Origin of the sequence: Hymenobacter arizonensis (genome assembly GCF_900115775.1) — a bacterium.
GTDB classification, from domain to species: Bacteria; Bacteroidota; Bacteroidia; order Cytophagales; family Hymenobacteraceae; genus Hymenobacter; species Hymenobacter arizonensis.
Genome location: NZ_FOXS01000010.1, coordinates 109018 through 130865, shown reverse-complemented (window position 1 = coordinate 130865; position 21848 = coordinate 109018). Strand labels below are relative to the sequence as shown.

At 61.1% G+C, this 21848-nt stretch carries 28 protein-coding genes and 1 pseudogene; 18 read left to right on the top strand and 11 right to left on the bottom strand.

Annotated elements, in window-relative coordinates:
• Positions 1-42: 42 nt before the first annotated feature.
• The 3 genes from BMZ66_RS23890 (at position 43) to BMZ66_RS23880 (ending at position 3121) form a co-directional block, all read left to right on the top strand.
• Positions 43-393 (top strand): hypothetical protein, encoded by a 351-nt coding sequence (locus BMZ66_RS23890; protein WP_092678903.1) that lies wholly within the window; start codon positions 43-45, stop codon positions 391-393.
• Positions 394-402: 9 nt separating this feature from the next.
• Positions 403-669, top strand: a complete 267-nt coding sequence (locus BMZ66_RS26520; RefSeq protein ID WP_092678902.1) for a contact-dependent growth inhibition system immunity protein — start codon at positions 403-405, stop codon at positions 667-669.
• A gap of 109 nt (positions 670-778) precedes the next feature.
• Complete coding sequence (locus BMZ66_RS23880; protein WP_092678901.1) at positions 779-3121, top strand: M20/M25/M40 family metallo-hydrolase; 2343 nt, start codon at positions 779-781, stop codon at positions 3119-3121.
• Positions 3122-3219: 98 nt separating this feature from the next.
• Here BMZ66_RS23880 and BMZ66_RS23875 read toward each other — a convergent pair whose 3' ends face one another.
• Complete coding sequence (locus BMZ66_RS23875) at positions 3220-3651, bottom strand: energy transducer TonB (protein ID WP_092678900.1); 432 nt, start codon at positions 3649-3651, stop codon at positions 3220-3222.
• Positions 3652-3753: 102 nt separating this feature from the next.
• On the opposite strand from BMZ66_RS23875, the gene BMZ66_RS23870 reads away from it, so the two are divergent.
• The 5 genes from BMZ66_RS23870 (at position 3754) to BMZ66_RS23850 (ending at position 7665) form a co-directional block, all read left to right on the top strand.
• Positions 3754-4446, top strand: a complete 693-nt coding sequence (locus BMZ66_RS23870; protein ID WP_177204898.1) for a DUF4304 domain-containing protein — start codon at positions 3754-3756, stop codon at positions 4444-4446.
• 337 nt (positions 4447-4783) lie between these two features.
• Entirely contained in the window at positions 4784-5020 is a 237-nt protein-coding gene (locus tag BMZ66_RS23865) for a hypothetical protein (RefSeq protein WP_143080423.1), read from the top strand.
• A gap of 40 nt (positions 5021-5060) precedes the next feature.
• Positions 5061-5816, top strand: a complete 756-nt coding sequence (locus BMZ66_RS23860; RefSeq protein WP_092678897.1) for a hypothetical protein — start codon at positions 5061-5063, stop codon at positions 5814-5816.
• 361 nt (positions 5817-6177) lie between these two features.
• Entirely contained in the window at positions 6178-6693 is a 516-nt protein-coding gene (locus BMZ66_RS23855) for a Riean_0653 family protein (protein ID WP_143080422.1), read from the top strand.
• 198 nt (positions 6694-6891) lie between these two features.
• Positions 6892-7665, top strand: coding sequence for a hypothetical protein (locus BMZ66_RS23850; protein ID WP_143080421.1), 774 nt, complete (start codon positions 6892-6894; stop codon positions 7663-7665).
• Positions 7666-7702: 37 nt separating this feature from the next.
• Here the strand turns inward: BMZ66_RS23850 and BMZ66_RS23845 are convergent, their stop codons facing one another.
• Positions 7703-8680, bottom strand: coding sequence for a hypothetical protein (locus BMZ66_RS23845; protein WP_143080420.1), 978 nt, complete (start codon positions 8678-8680; stop codon positions 7703-7705).
• 282 nt (positions 8681-8962) lie between these two features.
• Entirely contained in the window at positions 8963-9550 is a 588-nt protein-coding gene (locus BMZ66_RS23840; RefSeq protein ID WP_143080419.1) for a hypothetical protein, read from the bottom strand.
• Positions 9551-9816: 266 nt separating this feature from the next.
• Here BMZ66_RS23840 and BMZ66_RS23835 point away from each other — a divergent pair, with 266 nt between their 5' ends.
• From BMZ66_RS23835 to BMZ66_RS23825, 3 genes are all read left to right on the top strand, one after another.
• Positions 9817-10296 carry a hypothetical protein gene (locus tag BMZ66_RS23835; protein WP_143080418.1) on the top strand — a complete coding sequence of 160 codons (480 nt, stop codon included), beginning with the start codon at positions 9817-9819 and terminating at the stop codon, positions 10294-10296.
• Between the two features lie 174 nt (positions 10297-10470).
• Positions 10471-11004 (top strand): DUF1877 family protein, encoded by a 534-nt coding sequence (locus tag BMZ66_RS23830; RefSeq protein ID WP_092678891.1) that lies wholly within the window; start codon positions 10471-10473, stop codon positions 11002-11004.
• A 170-nt stretch (positions 11005-11174) separates the two neighbouring features.
• A complete protein-coding gene (locus BMZ66_RS23825; RefSeq protein ID WP_092678890.1) occupies positions 11175-11954 on the top strand; it encodes a DUF6843 domain-containing protein in 780 nt (259 codons plus the stop codon).
• Between the two features lie 258 nt (positions 11955-12212).
• Here BMZ66_RS23825 and BMZ66_RS23820 read toward each other — a convergent pair whose 3' ends face one another.
• Complete coding sequence (locus BMZ66_RS23820) at positions 12213-12617, bottom strand: hypothetical protein (RefSeq protein ID WP_092678889.1); 405 nt, start codon at positions 12615-12617, stop codon at positions 12213-12215.
• Positions 12618-12805: 188 nt separating this feature from the next.
• Between BMZ66_RS23820 and BMZ66_RS23815 the strand changes: the two genes are divergently transcribed.
• Entirely contained in the window at positions 12806-13306 is a 501-nt protein-coding gene (locus tag BMZ66_RS23815) for a hypothetical protein (protein WP_092678888.1), read from the top strand.
• Between the two features lie 138 nt (positions 13307-13444).
• Here BMZ66_RS23815 and BMZ66_RS23810 read toward each other — a convergent pair whose 3' ends face one another.
• Entirely contained in the window at positions 13445-13822 is a 378-nt protein-coding gene (locus BMZ66_RS23810) for a hypothetical protein (protein ID WP_143080417.1), read from the bottom strand.
• 256 nt (positions 13823-14078) lie between these two features.
• Between BMZ66_RS23810 and BMZ66_RS23805 the strand changes: the two are divergent.
• The 3 genes and pseudogenes from BMZ66_RS23805 to BMZ66_RS23795 form a co-directional block, all read left to right on the top strand.
• Positions 14079-14369: pseudogene (locus BMZ66_RS23805) on the top strand (helix-turn-helix domain-containing protein); the annotation flags it as partial.
• 69 nt (positions 14370-14438) lie between these two features.
• Entirely contained in the window at positions 14439-15464 is a 1026-nt protein-coding gene (locus tag BMZ66_RS25375; protein WP_143080416.1) for an AraC family transcriptional regulator, read from the top strand.
• A 69-nt stretch (positions 15465-15533) separates the two neighbouring features.
• Positions 15534-16106, top strand: coding sequence for a cupin domain-containing protein (locus tag BMZ66_RS23795; protein WP_177204876.1), 573 nt, complete (start codon positions 15534-15536; stop codon positions 16104-16106).
• Between the two features lie 89 nt (positions 16107-16195).
• Here the strand turns inward: BMZ66_RS23795 and BMZ66_RS23790 are convergent, their stop codons facing one another.
• Complete coding sequence (locus BMZ66_RS23790; RefSeq protein ID WP_092678885.1) at positions 16196-16627, bottom strand: hypothetical protein; 432 nt, start codon at positions 16625-16627, stop codon at positions 16196-16198.
• A 148-nt stretch (positions 16628-16775) separates the two neighbouring features.
• Here BMZ66_RS23790 and BMZ66_RS23785 point away from each other — a divergent pair, with 148 nt between their 5' ends.
• Positions 16776-17102, top strand: coding sequence for a hypothetical protein (locus BMZ66_RS23785; protein WP_092678884.1), 327 nt, complete (start codon positions 16776-16778; stop codon positions 17100-17102).
• Positions 17103-17228: 126 nt separating this feature from the next.
• On the opposite strand, the gene BMZ66_RS23780 is transcribed toward BMZ66_RS23785, so the two are convergent.
• The gene (locus tag BMZ66_RS23780) at positions 17229-17522 is read right to left on the bottom strand and encodes a hypothetical protein (protein WP_092678883.1); all 294 of its coding nucleotides are present in this window, start codon (positions 17520-17522) and stop codon (positions 17229-17231) included.
• A 55-nt stretch (positions 17523-17577) separates the two neighbouring features.
• Positions 17578-17979, bottom strand: a complete 402-nt coding sequence (locus tag BMZ66_RS23775) for a hypothetical protein (RefSeq protein ID WP_092678882.1) — start codon at positions 17977-17979, stop codon at positions 17578-17580.
• 123 nt (positions 17980-18102) lie between these two features.
• Here BMZ66_RS23775 and BMZ66_RS23770 point away from each other — a divergent pair, with 123 nt between their 5' ends.
• Entirely contained in the window at positions 18103-18387 is a 285-nt protein-coding gene (locus BMZ66_RS23770) for a hypothetical protein (RefSeq protein WP_092678881.1), read from the top strand.
• Positions 18388-18430: 43 nt separating this feature from the next.
• Here BMZ66_RS23770 and BMZ66_RS23765 read toward each other — a convergent pair whose 3' ends face one another.
• A complete protein-coding gene (locus tag BMZ66_RS23765; protein WP_143080415.1) occupies positions 18431-19999 on the bottom strand; it encodes an IS1182 family transposase in 1569 nt (522 codons plus the stop codon).
• Positions 20000-20085: 86 nt separating this feature from the next.
• Positions 20086-20484: a hypothetical protein gene (locus BMZ66_RS25370; RefSeq protein WP_143080414.1), complete on the bottom strand. Its 399-nt coding sequence runs from the start codon at positions 20482-20484 to the stop codon at positions 20086-20088.
• Between the two features lie 463 nt (positions 20485-20947).
• Between BMZ66_RS25370 and BMZ66_RS23755 the strand changes: the two genes are divergently transcribed.
• Positions 20948-21310 carry a hypothetical protein gene (locus tag BMZ66_RS23755; protein WP_143080413.1) on the top strand — a complete coding sequence of 121 codons (363 nt, stop codon included), beginning with the start codon at positions 20948-20950 and terminating at the stop codon, positions 21308-21310.
• Positions 21311-21354: 44 nt separating this feature from the next.
• Here the strand turns inward: BMZ66_RS23755 and BMZ66_RS23750 are convergent, their stop codons facing one another.
• A complete protein-coding gene (locus BMZ66_RS23750; RefSeq protein WP_092678878.1) occupies positions 21355-21711 on the bottom strand; it encodes a hypothetical protein in 357 nt (118 codons plus the stop codon).
• Positions 21712-21848: the final 137 nt, after the last annotated feature.

The following is a 21848-nucleotide window of genomic DNA, read 5'->3' as shown; positions in this document are numbered from 1 at the left end:
CCCTCATACAAAAAGACGGGGGCTGTTTAAATCACCCTTTGCGTGAACGAGGGCCACAAGCTCGAGGGTGAACTGATACCGTTGCTTACCCGTCAGCGTAAAAAAGGCACTGTTGCGGGCCAGGCGTTCGATGCGGCAAAGATTGGCGCCGTGTGGGAAGCCAGCCACAGAAAAGCCTTTCCACCCCGCGAACACGCGCAGAACAGGCCGTTAACCCTTCATGAAATGGAAAATTTCCTCCGCAAAAGTGTTAGTGAACTGGAAGGATGGACCTGGAAAGACCCGATCCCAACCCTGGGTAATTCCTCCTATGTGGTACGTACCTATTACCAATTACACCAAAAACCCATCGGGGAGTTGGAAATCCAGGAGCTTCGGTTTTTAATTGGCTAGGATGCGGCGTTGGAATTTCTAATCCCACTCGCGCTGAAAGAGCTCGAAAAGGATTTATTCGTAGAAACGGAGTTTTTCGAGGGAGATTTGTTCCGGGCATTAGTCCAAATTAACGCTTACCCCCATTTTTGGGCTAGCCATCCACACGAAAAGCGCACCCTGATTGCCCTGTACAACCAGCAACGAGGACGACTGGACACCTTTGAATGGCCAGAACGTCTTCGTTCAGAACTGAAATACGATTTCGATAAGTTTGCTCAATCTGGAGCTGACTAATGGGACCGTTTCTGTAAACACGCTTTTCTTAAATAATAGTTAGTTAAAAATTAACCAGGAGGATTATCGACTTCCTTTGCTCCTTCCCCATGACCGTTAGTTTTTAAGAATGACCCACTTCCGCGTGTCTCGCTGGTTGCCTCTCGCCGGGGTGTTGCTGTTTGTGGCCTTGTCGTTGTATGTGGCCAACCCGCCACGGCCGGTGGCTGCCACGGCGCCCGCCACGGCCTTTTCAGCGGAACGAGCGATGCGGGAGGTGGCCGTCATTGCCCGCCGGCCCCACAGCATTGGCACCCCGGACCACGACCGGGTGCGCGACTACCTGGTGCAGCGCTGCCGGGCCCTGGGCCTGCGCGTCACGGTGCAGGACACGACCGTGGTCAGCAATGACGCCGGCACCGTGGTAGGCGCCCGCGTCCAGAACGTGGTGGCGCTGCTGCCCGGCCGCACCCCGGGCCAGCCGGGGGTGCTGGTGCTGAGCCACTACGACTCGCAGCCGCATACCCCCGGGGCCGGCGACGACGGCGCGGGCGTGGCCGCTGCCCTCGAAACCATGCGCGCCCTGCGCGCGGGCCCGCCCCTGGCGCACGACGTGCGCTGGGTTTTTACCGACGGCGAAGAAATCGGCCTGATGGGCGCCCGCGCCTACGCCGCCGACACGGCCCGCCTGCGCCGGGAGGTAGGCGTGGTGCTCAACTTCGAAGGCCGGGGCAACGAAGGGCCCGCCACCTTGTTCGAGGTCAGCCCGGGCAACGGGTGGGTCGTTGGGGAGTTCGCGAAGGCGGTGCCGGGGGCCTTCGGCTCTTCGCTCTTCTACGAAGTCTACCGCCACCTGCCCAACGACACCGACTTCACGGCCTTCCGGGCCTCGGGCCTGCCGGGCCTCAATTTTGCCTTTGTGGGCGGCTACTCGTATTATCACAGTCCGGTCGATACGCCCGGCCGGCTCCATCCGGGGACGGTGCAACAGCAGGGCGATTACATGCTGCCGGCGGTGCGGCACTTTGGCAACATCCCGCTGGTCCGGACGCCGGCCCCCGACAGCACCTTTTTTAACCCGTTGGGCTTGTGGCTGGTGCAGTACGACGCGCGCTGGGACTACCTGCTCACCCTCGGGGCCGGGCTCCTGCTGGCGGCGGCGGCGGTGCAGGCCCGGCGGCAGGGCCGCCTGCGGCTGCGCGGCTGGCTGGGCGGGGCCTTGGCCTGGGTGGGCGGCCTGCTGCTGCTGGTGGCCACGGCCTGGGGGCTGACGCGGCTGGTGGCCGGGGCGTACCCGCAGTACGCCGTGTTCTACGACCACAGCTTTTACAACGTCCGCGCGTACCACCTGGCCTTTGTGGCACTGGGCACGGCCGTCTTTGCCGCCTACTACGCCGGCCTGCTCCGGTGGCTGCGGCCCGATTCGTTGGCGGGCGGCGCCTTGCTGGTGCTGGCCGCGCTGCAAGTGCTCGTGCAGGTGAAGGCGCCCACCACGGGCTTTCTGCTGGGCTTCCCCCTGCTGTTTGGGGCGGCGGCCTGGTGGTGGTCGCTGCGCGGGTCCCCACCCGCCGTTGAGCGGGTGGGGCCCTCGCAACGCGCGTGGGCCTGGTTGTGGGTGCTCCCGGCGGTGGCGCTGCTGGCCCCTGGGCTCTCGATTCTGCTGACGACCGCCGGGGTGGGGCCCTTGCTGCTGGGCGCTGCGTTTTTTCTGGCGGTCTTGTTGGGCTTGCTCCTGCCAGTGCTGCTGCCCGCGCTTCGGCGGGCCGATGCGTCGGGCCCGGGGGGGCACTGGGCGGTGCCGGGCGTGAGCGGCCTGGTCGCCATGGGGGCCCTGGTGGCCGCTCACGCCCGCAGCACCCCCACGGCCGAATTTCCGCAGCAAACCCACGTGCTGTACATCCTCGACGCCGACAAAAGGCAGGCCTATTGGGTAAGCAGCACCCCGCACGCGGATGCGTGGACGCGCCAGTTTTTCACCGCACCGACGTTTCGGACCATGCCGACGCTCTTCCCCGGGGGCCTGCGGCCCCTATTGCACCAAAAAGCCCCGTCCCTGACCCTGACCCTGACCGCCCCCACCGTGGAAGTAGTCGCCGACAGTGCCCTGCCAACGGGACGCCACCTGCGCCTGCTGGTGCGTTCCAGCCGCCCCGATGCGGTGAGCCTGCTCCTGCAGTGGCCCCGGAGCGCACGCCTGGTACGCGTCGCCGGCCACGTGGTTCCACTGCCCGATGCGGCCAAGCCCCCCGTGCCCACCGGCGCTTACGCGACGCTGCTCTACTATGCTGCGGGTACCGCGGGCGTGCGGCTGGAAATAGAAACGATCGGGCCGGGCGCATTCGAGTTAGTGGCCGTGGACCGCAGCCTGGGCCTTCCCGCAGTTCCCGGCATCCAGCCGCTGCCCGCAACCATGATACCAGCGCCGGGCTCCGGCAGCTTCACGACGCAGGTGAAGAAAGGGGTTAAACTATAAATCCTCGTTTACCGATTCGGACCCTTTTATTAATCTCTACGGGGTATCAGGGCAAGCCTTCCTAATCACGCCCCGTGGAGATCGGCATCCAAGCAACTCTACTGCCATTTCAGGCAACTCACGGCCAGGGGAATCCAACAGCAAACGGGCTGGCCCTGCCTGCGGGCGGGCGTCCAGCCCGTCATGGTCAGGAGTTTCTCTCGTACTTCCCGTTCGCACCGGGTCGATAACCGCGGGCGGGTAATTTGCACGTCGCGTACCCGCCCGTGCGGGTCAATGAGGAGCCGCAGGTACAAGCTGGCGATCTCTTCGCCCTCCCGCTGCCTGTTCCGATACAAAACGGGGCTCAGTTCCTTGAAAACGTAGCTCATCCACTGCCGTGGGGTATCGTTGCGGTAGCTGGGCATCACCTCGGCGCAGTCGTATACCCGTGTGCTGGCAGCTGTCTGCCCCCGAGCGGCCGTCGTAAAAACCAGCAGGAGCGCCCCGAAAAGAACAAGCTGCTTTAACCGGCTGCGTCGTTCATTCATTGGGGTAGGGGCTTGGCAAGTGAAATTACCTTCCCTTTGCGTTTCCGACCGTTTCGCTGAACTTGCGCGCTGGGTATCCTTCCCTCCTTCATTGCCCCTACCTTGTCCACAACGCCCACGGCCGCGCAAGCACAGTTCCATCACGTCGTCGCCCAGGTGCTGGCGCCGCTGTTAAAAACCCGCGGCTATCGGAAGTCGGGCTCGTTGTTTCGGTTCTACGACCCGAGCGGCTGGGGCAAACTAGTAGCCGTGCAAAAAAGCGCCGCCACTGACGGCCACCGGGTACGCTTCCGCCTCAACCTGGGGGTGTACCTGCCGGAAACGGAGTGGGCGTTCCGTGGGGCGGCTCCTACCACGCCCGGACAGTTTACGGTGCCGCTGTGTGTGGTGCGCACCAGCGTGGGCCGCTTGGATGGCTCACACCGGGACGTGTGGTACGAGGCCAGCGAGCAGATACCCCCCGAAGCGCTTTGCCAACAAGTGGCCCACGACCTGACGGCGCATGTGCTGCCCTTCTTGGACCAGTTTACGTCCCGACAAACGGTTTTGGCGCACTTGTGCACACGCGCCCGAACAACGCGCTGTTCGAGGCCTTTGAAACGCTGTTTTGGTGCGGCTATCAGACGGAGGCGTTCGCCTGGCTCGCGGAAGAACGGGCGAGTGCCACTTCCCCCGGGCAGCGGCAGGGGTTGGCGGGGCTGCAACACCGTCTTCAGGATTGGCAAGCCGGGGAAGCGCAACCGATACCGTTTTCCTAAGGCAATTGATAGTACCGTTTCCGTAAACTTTCCCTAGGGCATCAATTATGACCACCCGCTCCCGCCACCTACGTAGCCGTTTTGGTGTATCGTTGCTGTTGTCATGGCAGCTGTTGCTGGGCGGTTGCCGAAGTGAGCGGCTGGCGTTTGAATTTCAGCCCACCGCACCAGGCAAACGCACGGGCGCTGGAATTGTACCGCCTCCGGGGAGTACCGCATCGGCCGCTGTCCCGCTTCCTTCGCCGGTCGTAAGCACTCCGTACCGTGCTTTGCTCCGGCATCAGTGGCGAGTCGGCCCGTTGCCTGCACGGCACCCGCGCAAGGAGGTGCCGCCGGCCACTGCCCCGCGTGTGGCAAGCATCCTCTGGCGCCCCATGACGCCCCGGGCCACGCGTGGTGCTTTGGTGCGGCACTTGCCGAACGGCGTGGCCCGTTCGTACGAGGGGTTGTTTTACGCGGGGCTTCTCCTCGCAGGCATCGGCTTGCTTTGCTTGATTGCCTCGCTTTTTCTCTTGTCCGGCTTACTTGCTTTGCTCGGCCTGGGGGCACTGGTGCTGGGGTTGTTTTTGGCGGGGTATGGGATCTATGGGGATGGGCACTGGAAAACATAAGCACCGTTTATTTGAACGCCACTCAAGCCAATGACCGTATATGGGACAGCGAAAATGCTTAAACGAAAAGCGGCTCACGAAGAAACAAGTCCAAGCGCTGGTCGAGAAAGAAGGTCAGCTTCACAAAGAGTACACCGCGTTTTTTCAAGAAACATACGCCAGTGGCCACGTACAACGCGACCTGGTGTATGAGCTTCCAGACGACCGATTCTTGTATGTGTTTGACCAACTGGACCTCTCTATTCCAGGCAAAGGGGACGTCTATGCGAAGGCTTATTTTTTAAAATGGATGCAGTCGGTGCAACGCGTAAGAGACAATTATGCCAACAATCGTGGTAGCTCTGTAGACCATTGGCGCTTTTATTCTCATTGTCAGAACACCCTAATCGAACGGTTGCCGGAGTTAGCAGACGAACTGGCCCGAGTCTTGCAAATTGATAGGGTGCTACTGGACAAGAGCTATGCGAGTCTTGATTTGGTGTCCACCGCTTGTGAGGCATTGGGGCTGGACACGGTATTCAAGCAGCTGTATGACCCCGTAGTTGCCTACGTAGGGGAAGTCATCCGACAGCGCGTGAACGGCTGGTGGGAGTTAAATGCCACCCACTATGGGGGCAATTACCCCTTCATAAGCGTTGGCCTAGATAGGGTTCAATATATGCCCATCAACGTCGCATGGACGGCGATGCAGGGGATGGACCCCATAGATTTCCGAAAAGAGGCGGCGAATGAAGTTAGGCTACGTGCTTCTAGCGTAAAATTTGAAAGAAAGAGAATAGCAAGGGGAATAGGCTAATAAACGCTCGTTTCCCATAACTATGCTGGTAAGCCCTGCAAACCTGCGCTACGGTTCTGATTGAGTTCAATAAACTGGTTCAATTAGCTAAGTACAGAAAACTACGCGTTGAGGTGAGTTTCGTGAACTCCTTTACTGATGGGTTTACGCTGCCTCGCCAATGATCGAACCACCGGATGCAGGAGCGTGCTCATTTCCGCAATTAAGCAGAAAGAGGCTTTTTCTTGCCGTTCACTAAAATGGTCCACGGGGCATGGGCCACGAGCGGCGGCGGGGCGCGTTCTTTGTCCTGCCAACAGGCACTTCGACCTGCGCATCAACCAACTAAGTCCCTTCTACCCCCTTTTTCCTCTACCTACTTATGCACCCCCGACTTCTCCTTCCCCTGCTCGCCCTGGTCCTCATGAGCCAGTGCCAGCTCAAAAAGAGTGACCCGCAGCCCCTGGAACCCAAACTGCCGCCCATCACGCAAAACGGGAGCAATACCATCGGCTTCCGCGTCGATGGACAAGTCTGGCTGCCCAAAGGCAGTTTCAATTTCCCCTCCTGGAAAGCCTATTATTCGGGCAAGATGTTTTACATCACGGCCAATCGGGTCGGCGGGGACACCCGGGACCAATTTGGCATTGGCATCGACCCGTTACAGCCGGGCACTGCCCAGTTCGATTTGGCGGAGCGCAACGGGGTCATTGCCGCGTTCAGCCCCCTCAACGACGACTTCCGCGTCCTCGCCCCGGGCGAGGGCACGCTGCGCTTCACGCGCCTGGACACGGTGGCGCGCATCGTGGCGGGCACGTTCGAGTTCGAGGCCGTCAGCGCCACCACGGGCAAGACAGTGCGCATCACCGACGGGCGCTTTGACCTGCGCACTAACTAGGAAAACGGCTGTTCGCTTAAACGGTCCCAATCTCTAAAACGAGCCAAAAAAACACTTTGAAGAGTTGGTGCAACCCTTCACGAGTGGCGGCGGTCACGCCGCTACACATCCGCCCCTCAACCCCAGTGGTCCTGAACCGACGGCTCAACGGGAATGGCTACCTTCCCGCTCCCCTCCACGTCTCTGCGCCCGAAAAGCATGAAATCAACTGTTTACTGTTTGTTCGGCGCCTTGTTCGCCCTCACGTCCGCCTGTAAGAAGGAGCCGGTGGCGTTCAATCCCGAAGCCTGTTCCGCGCCGTTCGTGGCGCCGGTCCTGGCGGACGCCTACCGCTACCCGTTGCGGCCGGGCACGGCGGCGTGGGCGCAGCTGCGCACCGGGCAGCAGATGCTCGACACCTGCCAACTGCCCCCGGCGGTCCTGGCCACCATTTCCACCCCGGGCTTGGTGGAGACCTGCCTGGAGTACCCGCTGCTGCCGGACATCTTTGCCCGCACCGTCGAGTACCACGGCATGCAGTCCCTGCTCCAGCGCTTCAACGGCCTGGTTGAACTGCAGCGGCGGCCCGACGCGGCCGCCGTGCTCCTAGCGCGCTACCAACGGATGGGGGCCGGCTGCGTGCCCCCGACCGGGCAAGCCGCCTACTCCTTTGCCTTCGGCTACGTGGAGTACTGGCTCGCCCACGAGCCGGTGGTGCAGCAACTCTCCGCCGCCCAACGCCGGGACTTGGTGCGGGAAGCCGTGCGCAAGTACGACGCCAAAAAGCCGCGCACCGACGACGTATACGGCGTGTACGGCCTGAAAACCGCCGTGTTCGTCATGGCCCGGGTCCTGCACGCCGCGCGGTACGCGCCCTTCGAAGCCGCGCTGGCGGCGGACCCTGCCCTGGGCGTATTTCTGGCGGAAGCAAACATACAAGGCCGGCCGCAGCTCCTCGCCCCCATTGTCGAGCAGGCCCGCAAGTTCCAATAACCGGCTACCCGTTCACGGAAACGGTGGTATCGCAGGGCTACTTCTTGTTGCTGGTAACTGCGCTATCGGACGGGCGGACCGTGCCCTTCCTAGGAGGCAAGTAAAACGTGTAGTGGTGGCGGATCGTGAACTGTGGCAAGCGCTCGCCGATGCGGGCCTCGCCAAAGGCCGTAAACTGCTCGGTGCGGCACCAGCCGTTGCGCCATTTTACCTTGCGCTGGTACACTTGTCGGTCGGTGGCGCCGCCGCTTGAGAAAAACGAGGAGCGGCCCTCTTCCACGTAATTTGGACTACGGCCCACATAGCGCCGTTCCCACAGCAAGCTTGTATTCCCTCGACCGGCTGTCGCCCTGAATCGGCGTGCTTTGGCATCGATGAAGCCGCCTGAGACCCCCTGGCCGTAATAGCGGTGCGACGGGGAAAGCGGCCCCCCGTGCATCGTGCCTTCCCGCGTCCACGTCCAAAGGTAGTTACCATCCCGATCCTTCATGGTGGCGAGCAGGCGGCTTGGAGCGGTCGTTTGCAACGGCTGCGCTTTCGCGCCCTTGCCCAGCAATGGTTCCGTGGGAGGAATGCTTCCTTTAATACGCCACTCCCTCACATACGAAGAACTCGTCAAGTGCCAGTTCTCCGTTACCTCGCTCGTCAGCGAGTCGCCTGATACCTGCGTGCGATACGTTACGTGCCGAGCTAGGCGCCGCGTCAACTGCCCCTCTTTGACGTCCAGTTGGTATTCGTCATAGGCCGCCAGCCGTCCCAGCGAATCGTAGCGCACCGCTTTCATCAGGTACCGCTGGCCGTGGTACACTAAATACGTAGTAGCCTGTTGCAGGCCGCGTTGACTCGCCGGCAAATAGAACGCTTCCCCCACTGGTTCCAACCGCCCCGCCCAGACCGGGCCCGGGTTGAAGGACAGCAGTGTCTGCTGGGCCCGCACGGCACGGGGGGGCCAGCAGACGCCCAGCAGAAACAGCAGCATAAAGAGCGGGCGCATGGGTCGGGGCAAACGGGACAAGGGAATCAATCCGCGGGGGCGGGGTGCCCACGCGGCAAGCTACGCCCCCGCGGCCGAACAGAGCGGATGCGCAGCCTTCGCCCGCAGCGGCCCACGAGCCGTTCCGTTTACCCGTTGTTCGTTGCCTTAGAGACCGTGCACTGGGTGTTTAGCCAAACGGTCGAAACGCAAAACAAGGGGTTGGCCATCATCAGCAGGCCCACGCGGCGGCCTCCCCTCGTTTTGCATTGACTACGTTCCACTAGTCAAAGGCCCGGATGTCGGAGCCGCATTTCGGTGGGCTCAATAGTCGGCAAACGTAACGGTGCCGAAGTCCCGGCGCGTCCGTTCCCGGTAGCCGTGCCCCACCGGGATGCTGTCGTGACACGAATAGTATTCGTCGCTCTCTTTCTCCAGCAGCCACGTGCGGTGCTGCGGGGAATAACGAAAGGTCTGCTCGCTCCGGGTTTTGGTGCACAGGCCGTCGAGGCTGGTAAAAGAAAAAGACGACCCGGCAATGACCGCTCCTTCGTGCGGACACCCCCCGCCCAGGCACTCGACGACGTGGTCGTTGACGGCCGCCAACTCCAGGCGGGGAAACCCGCGGTTGAGCACCACCGCGACCCGGCAGGCGTAGGTGTCCGGCATGCCGGTGGTGGCGTCTTGCACCTGCGCGGAACGGAAGAGGGCGAGGAAGTCGGGCCGTTGGTCGTGGTTGAGGTCTCCGGTGGTGAAAGAAGAGAACACGTACCCGCGTCCCTGCGCGCCGAGCGCGCGGTGCAGCAGCGCGGCCGTGTCAAGTGGCACCCTCGGCACGGCGGGCTGCCGAGCCGTAGCCGCGACGGGGGACCCGTCACACGTGCCCGCCGAGTGGCGCGATTCGCATGCCACCAGGAGCCCGCCCAACAGAAACCCGAGCCACAGGAGAAGAAACGAACGCATCGATCAATAAGAATTGGGCAGCAAAGTAGTGCGAAAGCAGCAAGGGATAAGGTGTTCCTGCGATTTAGGCAGCTGGCTCATTGCGATTTTCCGCACCAAGCGAAGGAAACCAAGGCCGCACGTGGTGCATCTGAACGGTCCGAGGGTAAACGCGCTCAGTTCACTTAAAGGAGGGTTAAGTCCGTGTTTCTTTGGGGAAATTTAACGAACTGCCCGTGCCCCCTCTTGTCTGGTTACTCCGCCTCCTAGCCGTTCCCCTTGCGTTGACCGTCGTGGCTGCCAACGTGTACTACGACTACATTTCGGCCCCGTCCGGGATTCTGTGGAGCCCCGTGGCGGCCCTGCTTGCCTGTGGCCTCGTCCTGTTCGGGGCCCCGACGCGGAATCCCTACCTAAAAGCAGGTCTGTGCGCGGGGCTGCTGATGGGGCAGGACGCCGGCATAAAGCTCTTTGGCGGCGGGGTCCACGACGCGGCCGGGCAGGGCCTGATGAATTTCGCGTTTGTCGCCGGGGCGCTGCTTTCCCTGCTCCTGCTGGCAGCGGCATTGCGGCAGGACGAGTTGAAGGGGGACAAGGAAAAAGGACCCGTGCCCAAGGGGCGCGTTATTGGGCTGTTTTTGGCTGTGCTGTTGGGGCACCTGCTGCTGTTTGGCTGGCTCGGATTCGGGCGGTACGTGGGCACCTACATGGAATGAAGCAGCGGCGCGAACTTCCAAATGCTTTTTTCCAAGGTCGCTGTAGAGCGTTCAGTGAAACGGTAGTTTCTAATACGTAAGACAACTGGTTAAGCCACTCAATTATCATTTAAGTAATCATAGGCCGGCCTGAGAAGTAAGTTTGCGCAGATCTTTTTATCACTGTAATCGCTAATGGGACTGTCTGCGGTATTGCATAGCTTGGATAAAAGCACGTTTGACCAGCTAGCCGATGACCCGGCGTCGTTTAAGTACTACCGGGTCGCCGTGGCGTCCACCAGCTTTGATAAGACCTTTGAGGGGTTGCAATTTGTGCTTTCCAAGGCAAAACCCGCCGCCGCCGACTTGTTGACCCGCCTGTTCTACCCCCTGCTGTTCGTGGGGGAGGAAATCGACTACGCCCAACTGGATTGGGATAACTTACCGCCGGACACGCCACTGGACGGGACCGCGGTGTACTACCACGACCCCGCCACGGTACAGGCCCTCGCGACGCACGTAGCGACCATCACCGACGCGGATTTCCGGCACGCGTTCGACCCCGACGAGTTAAACCGCGAAGGCATTTACCCGGAAATATGGAATCGGGAAGAGGACGCAAACAACGGCTTCAACGAGCACGCCTTGGTAGAAGAATTCCATCACCTGCAACAGTTTCTGGCGCACGCCAGTGCCGGCCATCACTATTGCATTTGTTACGTGGGCTAAGGACTTCTTCCGCCAACGCGCGAGGGTAGCGGCTCTAGCGCGTTTCTTTGGGTTGCGGCCGTCCGCTTCCTCTTTGGCCCCCCTTTTGCCACTATGGGGACTGCCCGCCGTTGGACGGCCTCCGCCGCCTTGGTCGTCCTACCCCCGACTCGTTTTACCCGTTCCGGACCATGTCCCCCCGCGATACCTCCTGGCTAACCACGCCCCCCCGCGATACTTCCTGGCGCCGCCTCGGCTTTTGGGTCGGGCCCCTGCTGTTGCTGGGCAGCCTGCTGCTGGCCGTGCCGATTTTTATGATTGGCGCCTACCTGCCCCCGTTGTTGCTGCTCTTGCTGCTGCCGGCCGGCGGGCTGCTGCTCGGCGTCTGGCTCATCGTCCGGGGCCCGCAGCCGCGCTGGGCCAAGCTGCTGGCCCTGTCCCCCGTGCTCGGGCCCGTCCTTATCGTGCTGCTCGTGACCGGGGCCAAGTGGTTGCCTCCCCACAACCGCCTGGTCTTTCTGATTCCGGAAGGCTTTCGCGGTCGAGTAATCCTCTCCCGGCAGTACGACATGCCGGACCCGTTCACGGAGGTAGACGGCCGCGCAATCCTCCACGTACCGCCGTACGGCCACCTGAGCACCTCGGATCCGCTCGGCGCCGACGACTTGGCCCGCGCCGAATACTACCTCGTGGACGCAACCGGCCAGCGCCTGCGCCAATTGCACCCGCTAGACGAGCTGGCGTTTGCCAAGAACCAGCAGCGCACCGGGCCAGGGGGGGTGCTGGACCCGCAGCAGGTCGGGGTCTTTACCGCGGGGCACCGCCATAAACGCCCGTACCAACCCACCCCTTTTACGACAAATTATCCCAGCGAAATATCGTATTCGCCCGACAACGAGGTAAACGGGCTGCAGTTCACCGTCTCCTGTTACGACAGCCTAGCGGTGCTGTTGCGCCGGCCGGACTTTTAGCCAACTCCGCGTTCGTGTTTGACGAATCGCTGCAACGTTGGCAGCTCCCACAGGGTCGACGGTTCTGCTAGTTCACGAAAAGGGTCGTGGCTGTTGCAGAACTCAGAAAATGGCTCAAAATCGGCCTGCGTCAGTCCTAGTGAGGGTGCAAAAGGCCTATTTCAGCGTATTGCAGGCCGGCCTCCATCCCTTGATGGCCTACCTGTCGCGTCAAATTGGACTTCTGCAACAGCCACGGTCCGATCAGCAGAACGAGGGTTATTGCACGCGCTGGTTGTCGACCACATCGGGGCCGCCATTAAGTACTCGGGCTTTATTCCGCTTTTGTACGCCATACCAGATAAGCCGGCAGATGCAGTAGGTTAGCACGCCCAGCAGCGCAAAGTATTGGAGCATCGTATTAATGTCCTTGTTTCTTACCAGCCGTTGGTCAAAGAATAATTCGCTGCCGGGCAGGATTAAATCCCTGCCGATGCCCGTGGTGCCGCTGCGGATAACGGTGGTGACAAATCCCCAAAACGAGACCGATAAACCAATCCGAAAGCAGGTGCTCTTAATACGGTGAAACAGTAACGCATAAGCCGATAAGAGAAACAGCGCGAAGCCTACTACGGCCAGTATCACGAGGTACATAACGCCGATCCACAGGAGCAGTCCTAACATATTATGAGGCTTGAGGTGGGAAAGGTAGCGCTGGAGCAATAAGCCTTTTTGCAAGCTGCGACTAACCGTTGATTAGATATAATCTCCTGCTCTAGAAGTGTTCAGATAAAGGGGCCGAATAAGATAACGAGGGATGTATTGAACATTGGTAGGGAGTAGCCGAACAAGACACCCTTTATCTTAGGTGCATGGGCCGGCCTTTTTCCCATCGCTTACTTCCCCTGGTTCTCGGTGCGTTCGCGCTCCTTCAGGCCCGCTGCACGTCCCCCGCTCCGGCTGAATCGGGAGCCCTTCCGGCGCCTTCCCTCTACGGCCAGTGGCGGCAGGATTCGGGCAGCACGGCGATTTACAACGACCGCGGGCAGCTATTAAACCGGATGCGCAGCGCAAAGACCGATCCAGCCGGGCTGATGATCATCGGGCCCGAACAGTGGCATTTCCGGAATGGCCGCATCCGTGCGATGTGGACCTACACCCGACGCGCAGACACGCTGGTGCTGCAACGGCTCGTCGACTCGGCCTTGGTCCGCAACGGCCACGCGCGCTGGCAGGACCTGGGCGCCCCCATTGCCCTACCCGACACCTTCGTTATCGCCGCTTTAACCGCGCATTCTTGGGTATCCTTCGACAGCGCGCAGGACGCGGACGGCTTCCTCACCTGGGTTAATCGAACGTACTACTCGCGGTAAGAGCCTTCATCGCTACGCATCAAGGTGGGTCTTGGACGTAGTTTACCAAAAGGGTCTGAATCGCGAAATGCGGCTTATTACAGGGAAAACAACTGCCCTTGATCTGACCAGGGCGCGGCAACACGAACCGTCTTATTTTTACGAAGCGGCCCCGCACTCCCCGGCACCGGGCCGGCGGTCACCCCCTACCTTCCGCGTATGCTGCTCCAGGATTTTTTGCCCAGCCCGCCGCTCCGCGACTACGTGCGCCTCATTCAGGTCATCCACTTTGTGTTTCCCGCCGGCGCGGCCCTCCCCTTTAAAGCTTACCCGCCCCGGCCGGAGCAGTGCCTGGCCTTTTACCCGCGCGACGCCGAAGCGGTCGCCTACGACGGCCGGCCGAAGGTGACCCGGCCGCGCGCGGCGCTCATCGGCCAGCACGCGGTGGTGAGCAACCGCTACGTGGGCCGCGAGTTCCTGGCCCTGCAGGTGGTGCTGCAGCCCGGGGCCTTGTACCGGCTGACCGGCATTCCGCAAGGTGAGCTCACCAACACCTTTATTGACGCCGACGCCGTGTGGGGCGCCGAGCTGCGCCAGCTCACCGCGCGCCTGGGCAGCGCCGCCGGGTGGCCGGAGATGCTGCCGCTGCTCGAACGCTTTTTGCTCGGCCGCATCGCGCGGCGGCGCGCGGCGCCCCACCCCGCCGACGCGGTGGGGCAGCTGCTGCTGCGCCCCGGCCCCCGGCTGGGCCTCGACGCGCTGGCCGACTTCGCCTGCCTGATCCCCCCGGCAACTCGACCGCCAGTTCGTGCAGCGCCTGGGCGTGGGCCCGGCCCTGTACGCGCGCATCGTGCGCTTCGACCGCGCCTTCCGGCTCAAGAACCGCTCCCCCGACCTGGACCGGCTCAGCGTGGCCGTGGCCTGCGGCTACCACGACCACCAGCACCTGGCCAAGGACTACCGGGCCTTTACCGGGCGCTCGCCCAGCGCCTTTTTCCAGCAAGACGCCCAGGACCCCGAGCGGGGGTTCGGCTTGGTGGAGGGGGGCGAACAGGCCACGCCCCTGCCGGGGCAAAACGTCTAGATGGTACCAATACCGGGGGCGGGAGAGGTCCGAGATTTGTACCTCTTCTCACCCTTACCCCCGTTACGCATGAAACGTCGGCACTTTCTCGCCACCAGCCTGTGGGCGGCTCCTGGCGCGGCTTTGGGAGCCCCCCTTGCGGCGTTCGCCCCCGCCCCCGACCCCTCGGACGCCCCGCCCACCGGCCCCAGCTTCACCGTCGACGCCGGGGCGGGCCGGTTCGGAAAAAAAACATTTGTGGGCCCGAACCCGAACGACCTCAAGATAGCGGGGCAAGACACCGGCGGCGCCCTGGCGGTGTTTGAGTACACCGGCACCGCCAAAGGCGGCCCCTCGCTGCACCTGCACGAGGCCCAGGACGAAGTCTTCTACGTGGTCGCCGGCGCGTACCGGTTTGTGGTGGGCGCGGAACAACGCCACCTCCGGCCCGGCGACACCATTTTCCTGCCCCACCAAGTGTCCCACACCTGGACCCAACTCACGGACACCGGCAAACTGCTGTACTTTCTGCAACCCGCCGGGAAAATGGATTTTTTGTGTCTGCCGCAGGGCGAGCTCACCAACACCTTTATTGACGCCGAAGCCGTGTGGGGCGCCGAGCTGCGCCAGCTCACCGCGCGCCTGGGCAGCGCCGCCGGCTGGCCCGAGATGCTGCCGCTGCTCGAACGCTTTTTGCTCGGCCGGATCGCGCGGCGGCGCGCGGCGCCCCACCCCGCCGACGCGGTGGGGCAGTTGCTGCTGCGCCCCGGCCCCCGGCTGGGCCTCGACGCGCTGGCCGATTATGCCTGCCTGAGCCCCCGGCAGCTCGACCGCCAGTGCGTCCAGCGCCTGGGCGTGGGCCCGGCCCTGTACGCGCGCATTGCGCGCTTTGACCGGGCCTTCCGGCTCAAGAACCGCCAGCCCGAACTGGACTGGCTCAGCGTGGCGGTGGCCTGCGGCTACCACGACCACCAGCACCTGGCCAAGGACTACCGGGCGTTTACCGGCCGCTCGCCGGGGGCCTTCTATCGGCAAGACACCCAGGCCCCCGAGCGGGGGTTCGGCTTGGTGGAGGCCGGAGGCAATGCCAAGCTCTTGCCGACGCAAAACGTCTAAATTGTACCAATGCCGGGGGCGAGAGAGGGCAGAGATTTGTACCTCTTCTCACCCTTACCCCCGTTACGCATGAAACGTCGGCACTTTTTCGTCACCAGCCTGTGGGCGGCTCCTGGCGCGGCTTTGGGAGCCCCCTTTGCGGCGTTCGCCCCCGACCCCTCGGATGCCCCGCCCACCGGCCCCAGCTTCACCGTCGACGCCGGGGCGGGCCGGTTCGGGGAAAAAACATTTGTGGGCCCGAACCCGAACGACCTTAAGATAGCGGGGCAAGACACCGGCGGCGCCCTGGCGGTGTTTGAGTACACCGGCACCGCCAAGGGGGGGCCCTCGCTGCACCTGCACGAGGCCCAGGACGAAGTCTTCTACGTGGTCGCCGGCGAGTACCGGTTTGTGGTGGGCGAAGAGCAGCGCCACCTCCGGCCCGGCGACACTATTTTTCTACCCCGCCAAGTGCCCCACACCTGGACCCAACTCACGGACACCGGCAAACTGCTGTACTTTCTGCAACCCGCCGGGAAAATGGAAGACTTTTTCCGGGTCCGTTCCGGGAGCAAAACCCCGCTTACCGGGGCCGAGCGCGAACAGCTGTTCCGCGACCACGGCATGCGGTTCCTGGGGCCGCCCCTGCCCGTTAAACCCTAAGGCAGGCTCCCCGCGCAGGAGCTGGATGCCCCACAGCATAGGACAGCGTCTCGTTCAGCACAACGGTGATTCTAGCAAAACGAGCGTACTTATTGAGCAGGGAAAATAGTGAACACCACCAACGTTGAATCTACGCGGCCCGTGGGGCCTACCTGCCATATCCCATGGCCCGTTTCCGTAAAGGGGGAAGGGCGCACTAAGAGTGTTTGACGCTTTAATAGCCCGGTTTTTGGCAGCCGGTCCAAACGAATGAGGCTATCAGTTCGCGTGTAGTGACCCGTGACCACGTCGGTTGCGATAAACGCCGAGTTCTCGTAGCGAAAGGTGCCGTCCGCTTGGAAGACCAGCATCGTGCCGGCCACGCCGGAATCGTAGGAGGCAAACAAGACGATGGGGCTGGTGGGGGCTTCCATCGCGTAGTGGCGGTAAAAGGCGTAGGAACCGAACGCCAGCGCCATAACGCCCACCAGGCCCGCCGAAACCGAGAAAAAGATGTTTACAAAGCGGGATGAAAGCGGCATTGAGGCAGGGGTGGAATTAGTAGCAAGTCGTTCAGGAAAACGGTGATTCTAGCAAAACGAGCGTTACTTTGGCTTTAGCTAAAGCAGTGGGAGTATGAATTGGTTGACACCGGGGTAGTATTCCTTTATCAGGCCCTTTTGCCCGCGTATGAGTTACATAACCAATTTGCTTATTGCCTTTTCCAGTTCTGAAGACGAGGAAAAGGTCCAGCAACAACTTGCCCAGTATGAGCACCACCATCGGCCCTTCAGTGCGGTCTCTGTGGATTCCCCTGCCCTGCCAACAGGATGGTACGGCGGCAGCAAGTTCTGGGCAGGCGGGTTACTTATCGGGGCCTACAATCATTTAAACCTCGACGAATTGCTCGCCTTCATGCGGACCATGCAGTGGGAAGTCCCTGAGTTCGTCCACCTCATTGTGAAAGAAGAGCAAGCCTTTAAATTTCGAGTGATTGACCTCTTCCCGGAGGAATAAACACCCCCAGCACACCGCAGTCACTGCTTCGAACTTAGTTAGCTGGTTCGCTTAAACGTCCGAATAATTAAAGCGATAAGCAACAATGCGTTGATGGTACAGTCGGGTGCTTGGAGTCACCTGGTATTACTCGGGGGTGAAGGGTAGAAAAGGCCGTGCGCTGATGACGCCCACCTTATCGCCGGGTTGGGCCGGTTCACAGCTAACGAGGCCGCACAAGCGTTTCTCGCTGTTGATGGTCAATTCGGTGTAGTCTTGCCCAGTGATGGCGTCCAGCTCCGGCGTGTAGCGGACGACGGCCACCAAGTGGAGCGAGGCATGGTAGGCCGGGTCGTGCCCGACCGGGGGCCACGTAAAGGGGTGGTGGTCGATTGTGACGAAGGTGAGCCGCCGTAAATTACTGGGGGAAGTGGGAAACATCGGGTTAAAAGATAAGGTAGCCAGTATGCGTGAACGGTGGTGCCGTGAACGCGGCTCAGTTCAAAGTACAGGGCTTGCCGGGTCGTCCCCCCACTGTTGGCAGATAGCTGATGCTTTTAGCGGCCACAAAGAAGGGCAGGCGGTCTTCATTGTCCAGTTGGAAGACCGTGTTTCCGATTTCGACGCGGAAACGGCGATTGATCTCGAAGCACTCTGGCGCTGGGACAATCGATAGCCAGGGCACCCGCGTGTTGAGGAACGCCGAGGTGTTCATCGACACCATGAACACGTCCTCGAAAACCGCTTGGAAGTTGTAATAATAGATCAGTTCTTCGCCCACATTGATCGTTAACCGGTTGCCTGCAAAGGAGTGGATGTATGCTTCCAGGTGGACAAAATCCTTCACCCGCGCGTTGATTAAGTTGAGCGTAGAGACAATCGAAAGGTCTTCTATCATAAATTCACAAGCCTTGGCAGTTAACGGCCGGCAATGTAGCTACTGGGCTAGCAGTTCAATAAAACGGTCTGAAGGTAAACGAGCGTTGTTGTCTTTCTTGCGTTTCATTTACCCTCCGTACCAATGGCCCTCGATGTGTGCTGGCAAGCGACCCGAAACGCGAAGGACAGCACGTGGCTCGGCAGCTTGGACATTGAAACGCCCTTAGAAAACCTGCTCTACGAATTCGGTAAAGCCGCTGGGGTGCGGATTGACCCGTACGGGAAAACGCACTTGTCGGCGGAGCAGTGGAACCGGCTGATTGCGTTTGCCGGCCCCGCCGGGTACCCCACCGACGAGCTCAAGCAGATACGAGCCGGCATTCCCGGGGATAAGCCAGAAGGGGTGCTGGTCCTCCTGGGAGACTAATGGTCAGTTTAGCAAAAGGGTCGTGGCTGTTGCAGAACTCGGGTTAGGCGGTTGACTTTCTGGTTCGCGGCTGGGCGCGTGCTCGAGTGGGCGCTTCGGAGTGCCTGTTTCGCCGCCCGGCGCGCCAATTGGCTGCTAACATGGGCCGTGGCAGGGCCACGGCCAGGCTCACTTGCCGCTGGGGGCGGTGGCGGAGCAGCTTTTTGAGGTTGTAGGCCACGGCCGTAAGCAGCATGGTTTTGTGGGCCCCGGCGTGGCCCCGCACGTTGAGCCGGCGCAGGCCGTAGTGGTGCAGCAGGTGCCCGAACACGGGCTCGACCGTGCCCTCGCGGACCCGGCGTTTGCGTTGCCCGCGCCGGGTCTGTTGCCGCTCCCAGGCCCGGCGGTACGCGGCGTCGTAAATCGTGCGCGTCAGCTGCTTGCGCTTGGCCCCGGGCACGCACGTGGGCTTGCGCGGGCACTGCTGGCAGTCCGAGCAGGTCGCCCAGTAGATTTTAAGCCAGGCCCCGTCGACCCGGGTGTCGTACTTGCGAAACGGGAGGACTTTGCCGGCCGCACAGGTGTACTCGTCGGTTGGGCCGTGGTACGTGAAGCCGTCAATTTCGGCCTTGTACTGGCCAAAAACAGGGATCCAGGCCGTGATGCGCGCGGCTTCGAGCTGGGCGTAATTCGACCCGTTCGCGTAGCCGGCGTCGGCCAGCAACGCGCGCAGGGGCAGCTCGTTTTCCCGCAAGCGCCGTTGCAGCCCGGTGAGCAAGCGGGGCAGGTGCAGGCTGTCGCGCTGGTCGGCGTAATCGGCCTGCACGTGGCTGATGACGCCGTGGGCCGTGTCGACGGCCAGGCTGCAGAGGTAGTTCAGGGCCCGCGCCTTGCCGGGCTTGACGGAAATGCGCGCGTCGGGGTCGGTGGGGCTGTAGTGCGTCTTGTTGCTCAAGAGCCGCGCCTGCTCGTGGCGGGCGCCCAGTGCCCCGGTCTGCGCGCCCTGCCGTCGGCGCTGCCCCGTGGCCAGCTGGCGCAGCTGGTGGGCCGGCGCCGTAAGCACCGCCGCGGCGGGCACGACGGGCCGGTCGTCGCGGCCGGCCACGTGCGGGCCCGGTGCCCGTGCCCCGGCCGCCTGCTTTTCCACCACCGCTTCCAGGGAGGCGTTGGCCTTGACCGGCGCCGAATCGACGGCCTGCGTATCGCCGGCGACCAGGCCCCGGGCCACGCACTGGGCGAAGACGTGGTCGAACAGGCACTCGAAGACGGCGGCCGGGAAGAGCTGGCGGGTGCGGCTCACGGTCGAGTGCCAAGGCAGCTCCTCGTCCACCTCGTAGCCCAGAAAGAAGAGAATGTCGAGCCGCAACGCGCAGTGCTCGACCAAACGCCGGTCGCTGACCAGGTTTTCCAGCCGGCCCACCAGCACCAGCTTGAAAAACACGACCGGGTCGAGCGAGGGCTGCCCGGTGTGGCTGTAGAGCGCTCGGGTCTCGTCGTAGAGAAACGTCCAGTCCACCAACTCGGCCAGCCGGCGATACAGATTATGAGGCGGGACTCGTTCGGAAAGCCGAAAGCGGGTCACGACTTTATCGAGAAACTGCTTCTTGCCTTGCATGCGCCTTTTACGAACCACGTAGGCCACCAGGATGCGAGTTCTGCAACAGCCACGGTCGGAAAAGGTAAACGCGCGCTGTTCAGCAGAAGGAGGGATTTATATGGTTACTTACTCTCAAGTAGTTCTACTTCGTCGACGTAATAGTATGCGACAGCCTCGCCCTGGTTCGCTACTCCGGTGCGCCGACGAGTCAACCTGTCTTTATAGGCTTTGAGCGTAAATACCTCCCGAGAAAGGCCAAGCGACAAGTAGGCCCACCGATCGGTGGCGGTGAACGTAACCGACACTTCCCGCCAAGCAGTGTCCACCGCCGCCGTGTGCAGGAGCAGGGCCTGCCCCGTTTCTCTTTTCCCAACCCGGTTAAACGGCACTTTGCTTAACACAGGTGTCAGGTACTGACTGGTAAAAACCGACGAATCGGCCAGCGCAAGCAAGACGCTGAACCGATAGGTTTTCCCAGGACGAAGCGGCGTAGCGAGCTGTGTCCAAATGGACTCGGTCACCTCATACGATTTCCTCGTGCTGAGGTGTTTTTTCTCGCTAAAGAGCGCTATGCCTGCGTAACACTGCCCTACTGCGGGGTGTTGGAAACCCACGTAGTTGTCCGGCACATTGAGGCCATTTTCTCGGCCGTTAGTGCACGTGCTAAACAAGTCTGGCGTCAACTCCCCGTTATTCCAACCTCTTGCGCGATCAATGTCCCCCACGTATTGGGGGCAGCTTGTTAATTGCTCAAAACCCCCATTGACTACCAAGGATTGCGCCTGAGAGTCCCCAACTGACAATAGTACGAGCGCAATCGAATGGAATAAATTACTCATTAATACACGTTTTGCACAAATCTAGGTCGCGGCCCTCTTGACCCTCCCTTAAACATACTTCACGTTCCTAGCAGGGACTACTTCAAGGTTCAGGATAACGGTCCGAAAAGCAAAACGAGCGTATGTTTAGAATAACCGATAGTTCATGTCCACTAGCATCAACCTTCCCATGCACCCTAGGTGGATTTGGTTACTACTTGCCTTGAGCGCCTGCAACCGCGATGTAGAAAACGCCCGCTTGGTGGGCACCGTGACCGACCGGCAGACCCAGCAGCCGGTCAAGGGAGCCGTCTTGTATCTGGAAACGGCCTACTACCGGGGCGGTGATTACGACGGGTACAACGGCTACCGGCATGATACCTTGACTACGGACGCACAAGGCCGCTTTGCGACGGACTTTCCATTGCTTTGCTACTTGGCCATTAAAGTGAAGCAAGGCCCCCGCGACACGCTCGTTTACGCCGAGGAAGTCTACTCAAAGGACATCAGCGTGGACATTCGGCTGTAGTTCACTTAAAGGATGATTTAAAGGTTTGTGTCACTCTGCTCCACTTAATAGTAGTACACAATAACTATCAATACAGTCAACAGCAGAACCAAGTAAATCACCCCTTTCACCAAACACGAATTTGCGGGGTCCTGATTGCAGTATTTCAAAGCAAATTTTTGCAAGCCCTCCCGCACCTCTAGGCTTTCGCAGTTCTCCGTTAGCAGCCTTTCCAAGGCCGTTGCTTGCACCTGATCCGCCGGAGCCGATGCCGCGAAGCAGATGCGTTCTCTTAAGTCATCTATTTGATGCCAGTCGCTGTAACTGATGATTGATTTTTCCTGCGCCGACCCCATTCTTTCCCACTCATCGCTGTAGCCAGAATACGTGAGGTACACGTTTAGTTTAGGTCGCGTTATCATGGTAGAGCCGTACGGGGTGATACCTGCTTTTATTTTTATATTGGTCTTCAATCAGCCGGCCTTTTTGTAAACTGGATGCGTCGTGCCTGGAACGCGCGCCGTTCAAAATAAGGAGCGTTCTAGCAAAATGGCGTTCT

Excerpts from the sequence above, each read along its gene's own strand:
- BMZ66_RS23775 (WP_092678882.1), bottom strand. The coding sequence starts at position 17,979 with ATGATAGAAGACCTTTCGATTGTCTCTACGCTCAACTTAATCAACGCG.
- BMZ66_RS23815 (WP_092678888.1), top strand. The coding sequence starts at position 12,806 with ATGGGCCGGCCTTTTTCCCATCGCTTACTTCCCCTGGTTCTCGGTGCG.
- BMZ66_RS23830 (WP_092678891.1), top strand. The coding sequence starts at position 10,471 with ATGGGACTGTCTGCGGTATTGCATAGCTTGGATAAAAGCACGTTTGAC.
- BMZ66_RS23865 (WP_143080423.1), top strand. The coding sequence starts at position 4,784 with ATGACGCCCCGGGCCACGCGTGGTGCTTTGGTGCGGCACTTGCCGAAC.
- BMZ66_RS23860 (WP_092678897.1), top strand. The coding sequence starts at position 5,061 with ATGGGACAGCGAAAATGCTTAAACGAAAAGCGGCTCACGAAGAAACAA.
- BMZ66_RS23785 (WP_092678884.1), top strand. The coding sequence starts at position 16,776 with ATGAGTTACATAACCAATTTGCTTATTGCCTTTTCCAGTTCTGAAGAC.
- BMZ66_RS23880 (WP_092678901.1), top strand. The coding sequence starts at position 779 with ATGACCCACTTCCGCGTGTCTCGCTGGTTGCCTCTCGCCGGGGTGTTG.
- BMZ66_RS23850 (WP_143080421.1), top strand. The coding sequence starts at position 6,892 with ATGAAATCAACTGTTTACTGTTTGTTCGGCGCCTTGTTCGCCCTCACG.
- BMZ66_RS23825 (WP_092678890.1), top strand. The coding sequence starts at position 11,175 with ATGTCCCCCCGCGATACCTCCTGGCTAACCACGCCCCCCCGCGATACT.
- BMZ66_RS23790 (WP_092678885.1), bottom strand. The coding sequence starts at position 16,627 with ATGCCGCTTTCATCCCGCTTTGTAAACATCTTTTTCTCGGTTTCGGCG.
- BMZ66_RS23820 (WP_092678889.1), bottom strand. The coding sequence starts at position 12,617 with ATGTTAGGACTGCTCCTGTGGATCGGCGTTATGTACCTCGTGATACTG.
- BMZ66_RS23750 (WP_092678878.1), bottom strand. The coding sequence starts at position 21,711 with ATGATAACGCGACCTAAACTAAACGTGTACCTCACGTATTCTGGCTAC.
- BMZ66_RS23795 (WP_177204876.1), top strand. The coding sequence starts at position 15,534 with ATGAAACGTCGGCACTTTTTCGTCACCAGCCTGTGGGCGGCTCCTGGC.
- BMZ66_RS23780 (WP_092678883.1), bottom strand. The coding sequence starts at position 17,522 with ATGTTTCCCACTTCCCCCAGTAATTTACGGCGGCTCACCTTCGTCACA.
- BMZ66_RS25375 (WP_143080416.1), top strand. The coding sequence starts at position 14,439 with ATGAAACGTCGGCACTTTCTCGCCACCAGCCTGTGGGCGGCTCCTGGC.
- BMZ66_RS23855 (WP_143080422.1), top strand. The coding sequence starts at position 6,178 with ATGCACCCCCGACTTCTCCTTCCCCTGCTCGCCCTGGTCCTCATGAGC.
- BMZ66_RS23875 (WP_092678900.1), bottom strand. The coding sequence starts at position 3,651 with ATGAATGAACGACGCAGCCGGTTAAAGCAGCTTGTTCTTTTCGGGGCG.
- BMZ66_RS23755 (WP_143080413.1), top strand. The coding sequence starts at position 20,948 with ATGTCCACTAGCATCAACCTTCCCATGCACCCTAGGTGGATTTGGTTA.
- BMZ66_RS23770 (WP_092678881.1), top strand. The coding sequence starts at position 18,103 with ATGGCCCTCGATGTGTGCTGGCAAGCGACCCGAAACGCGAAGGACAGC.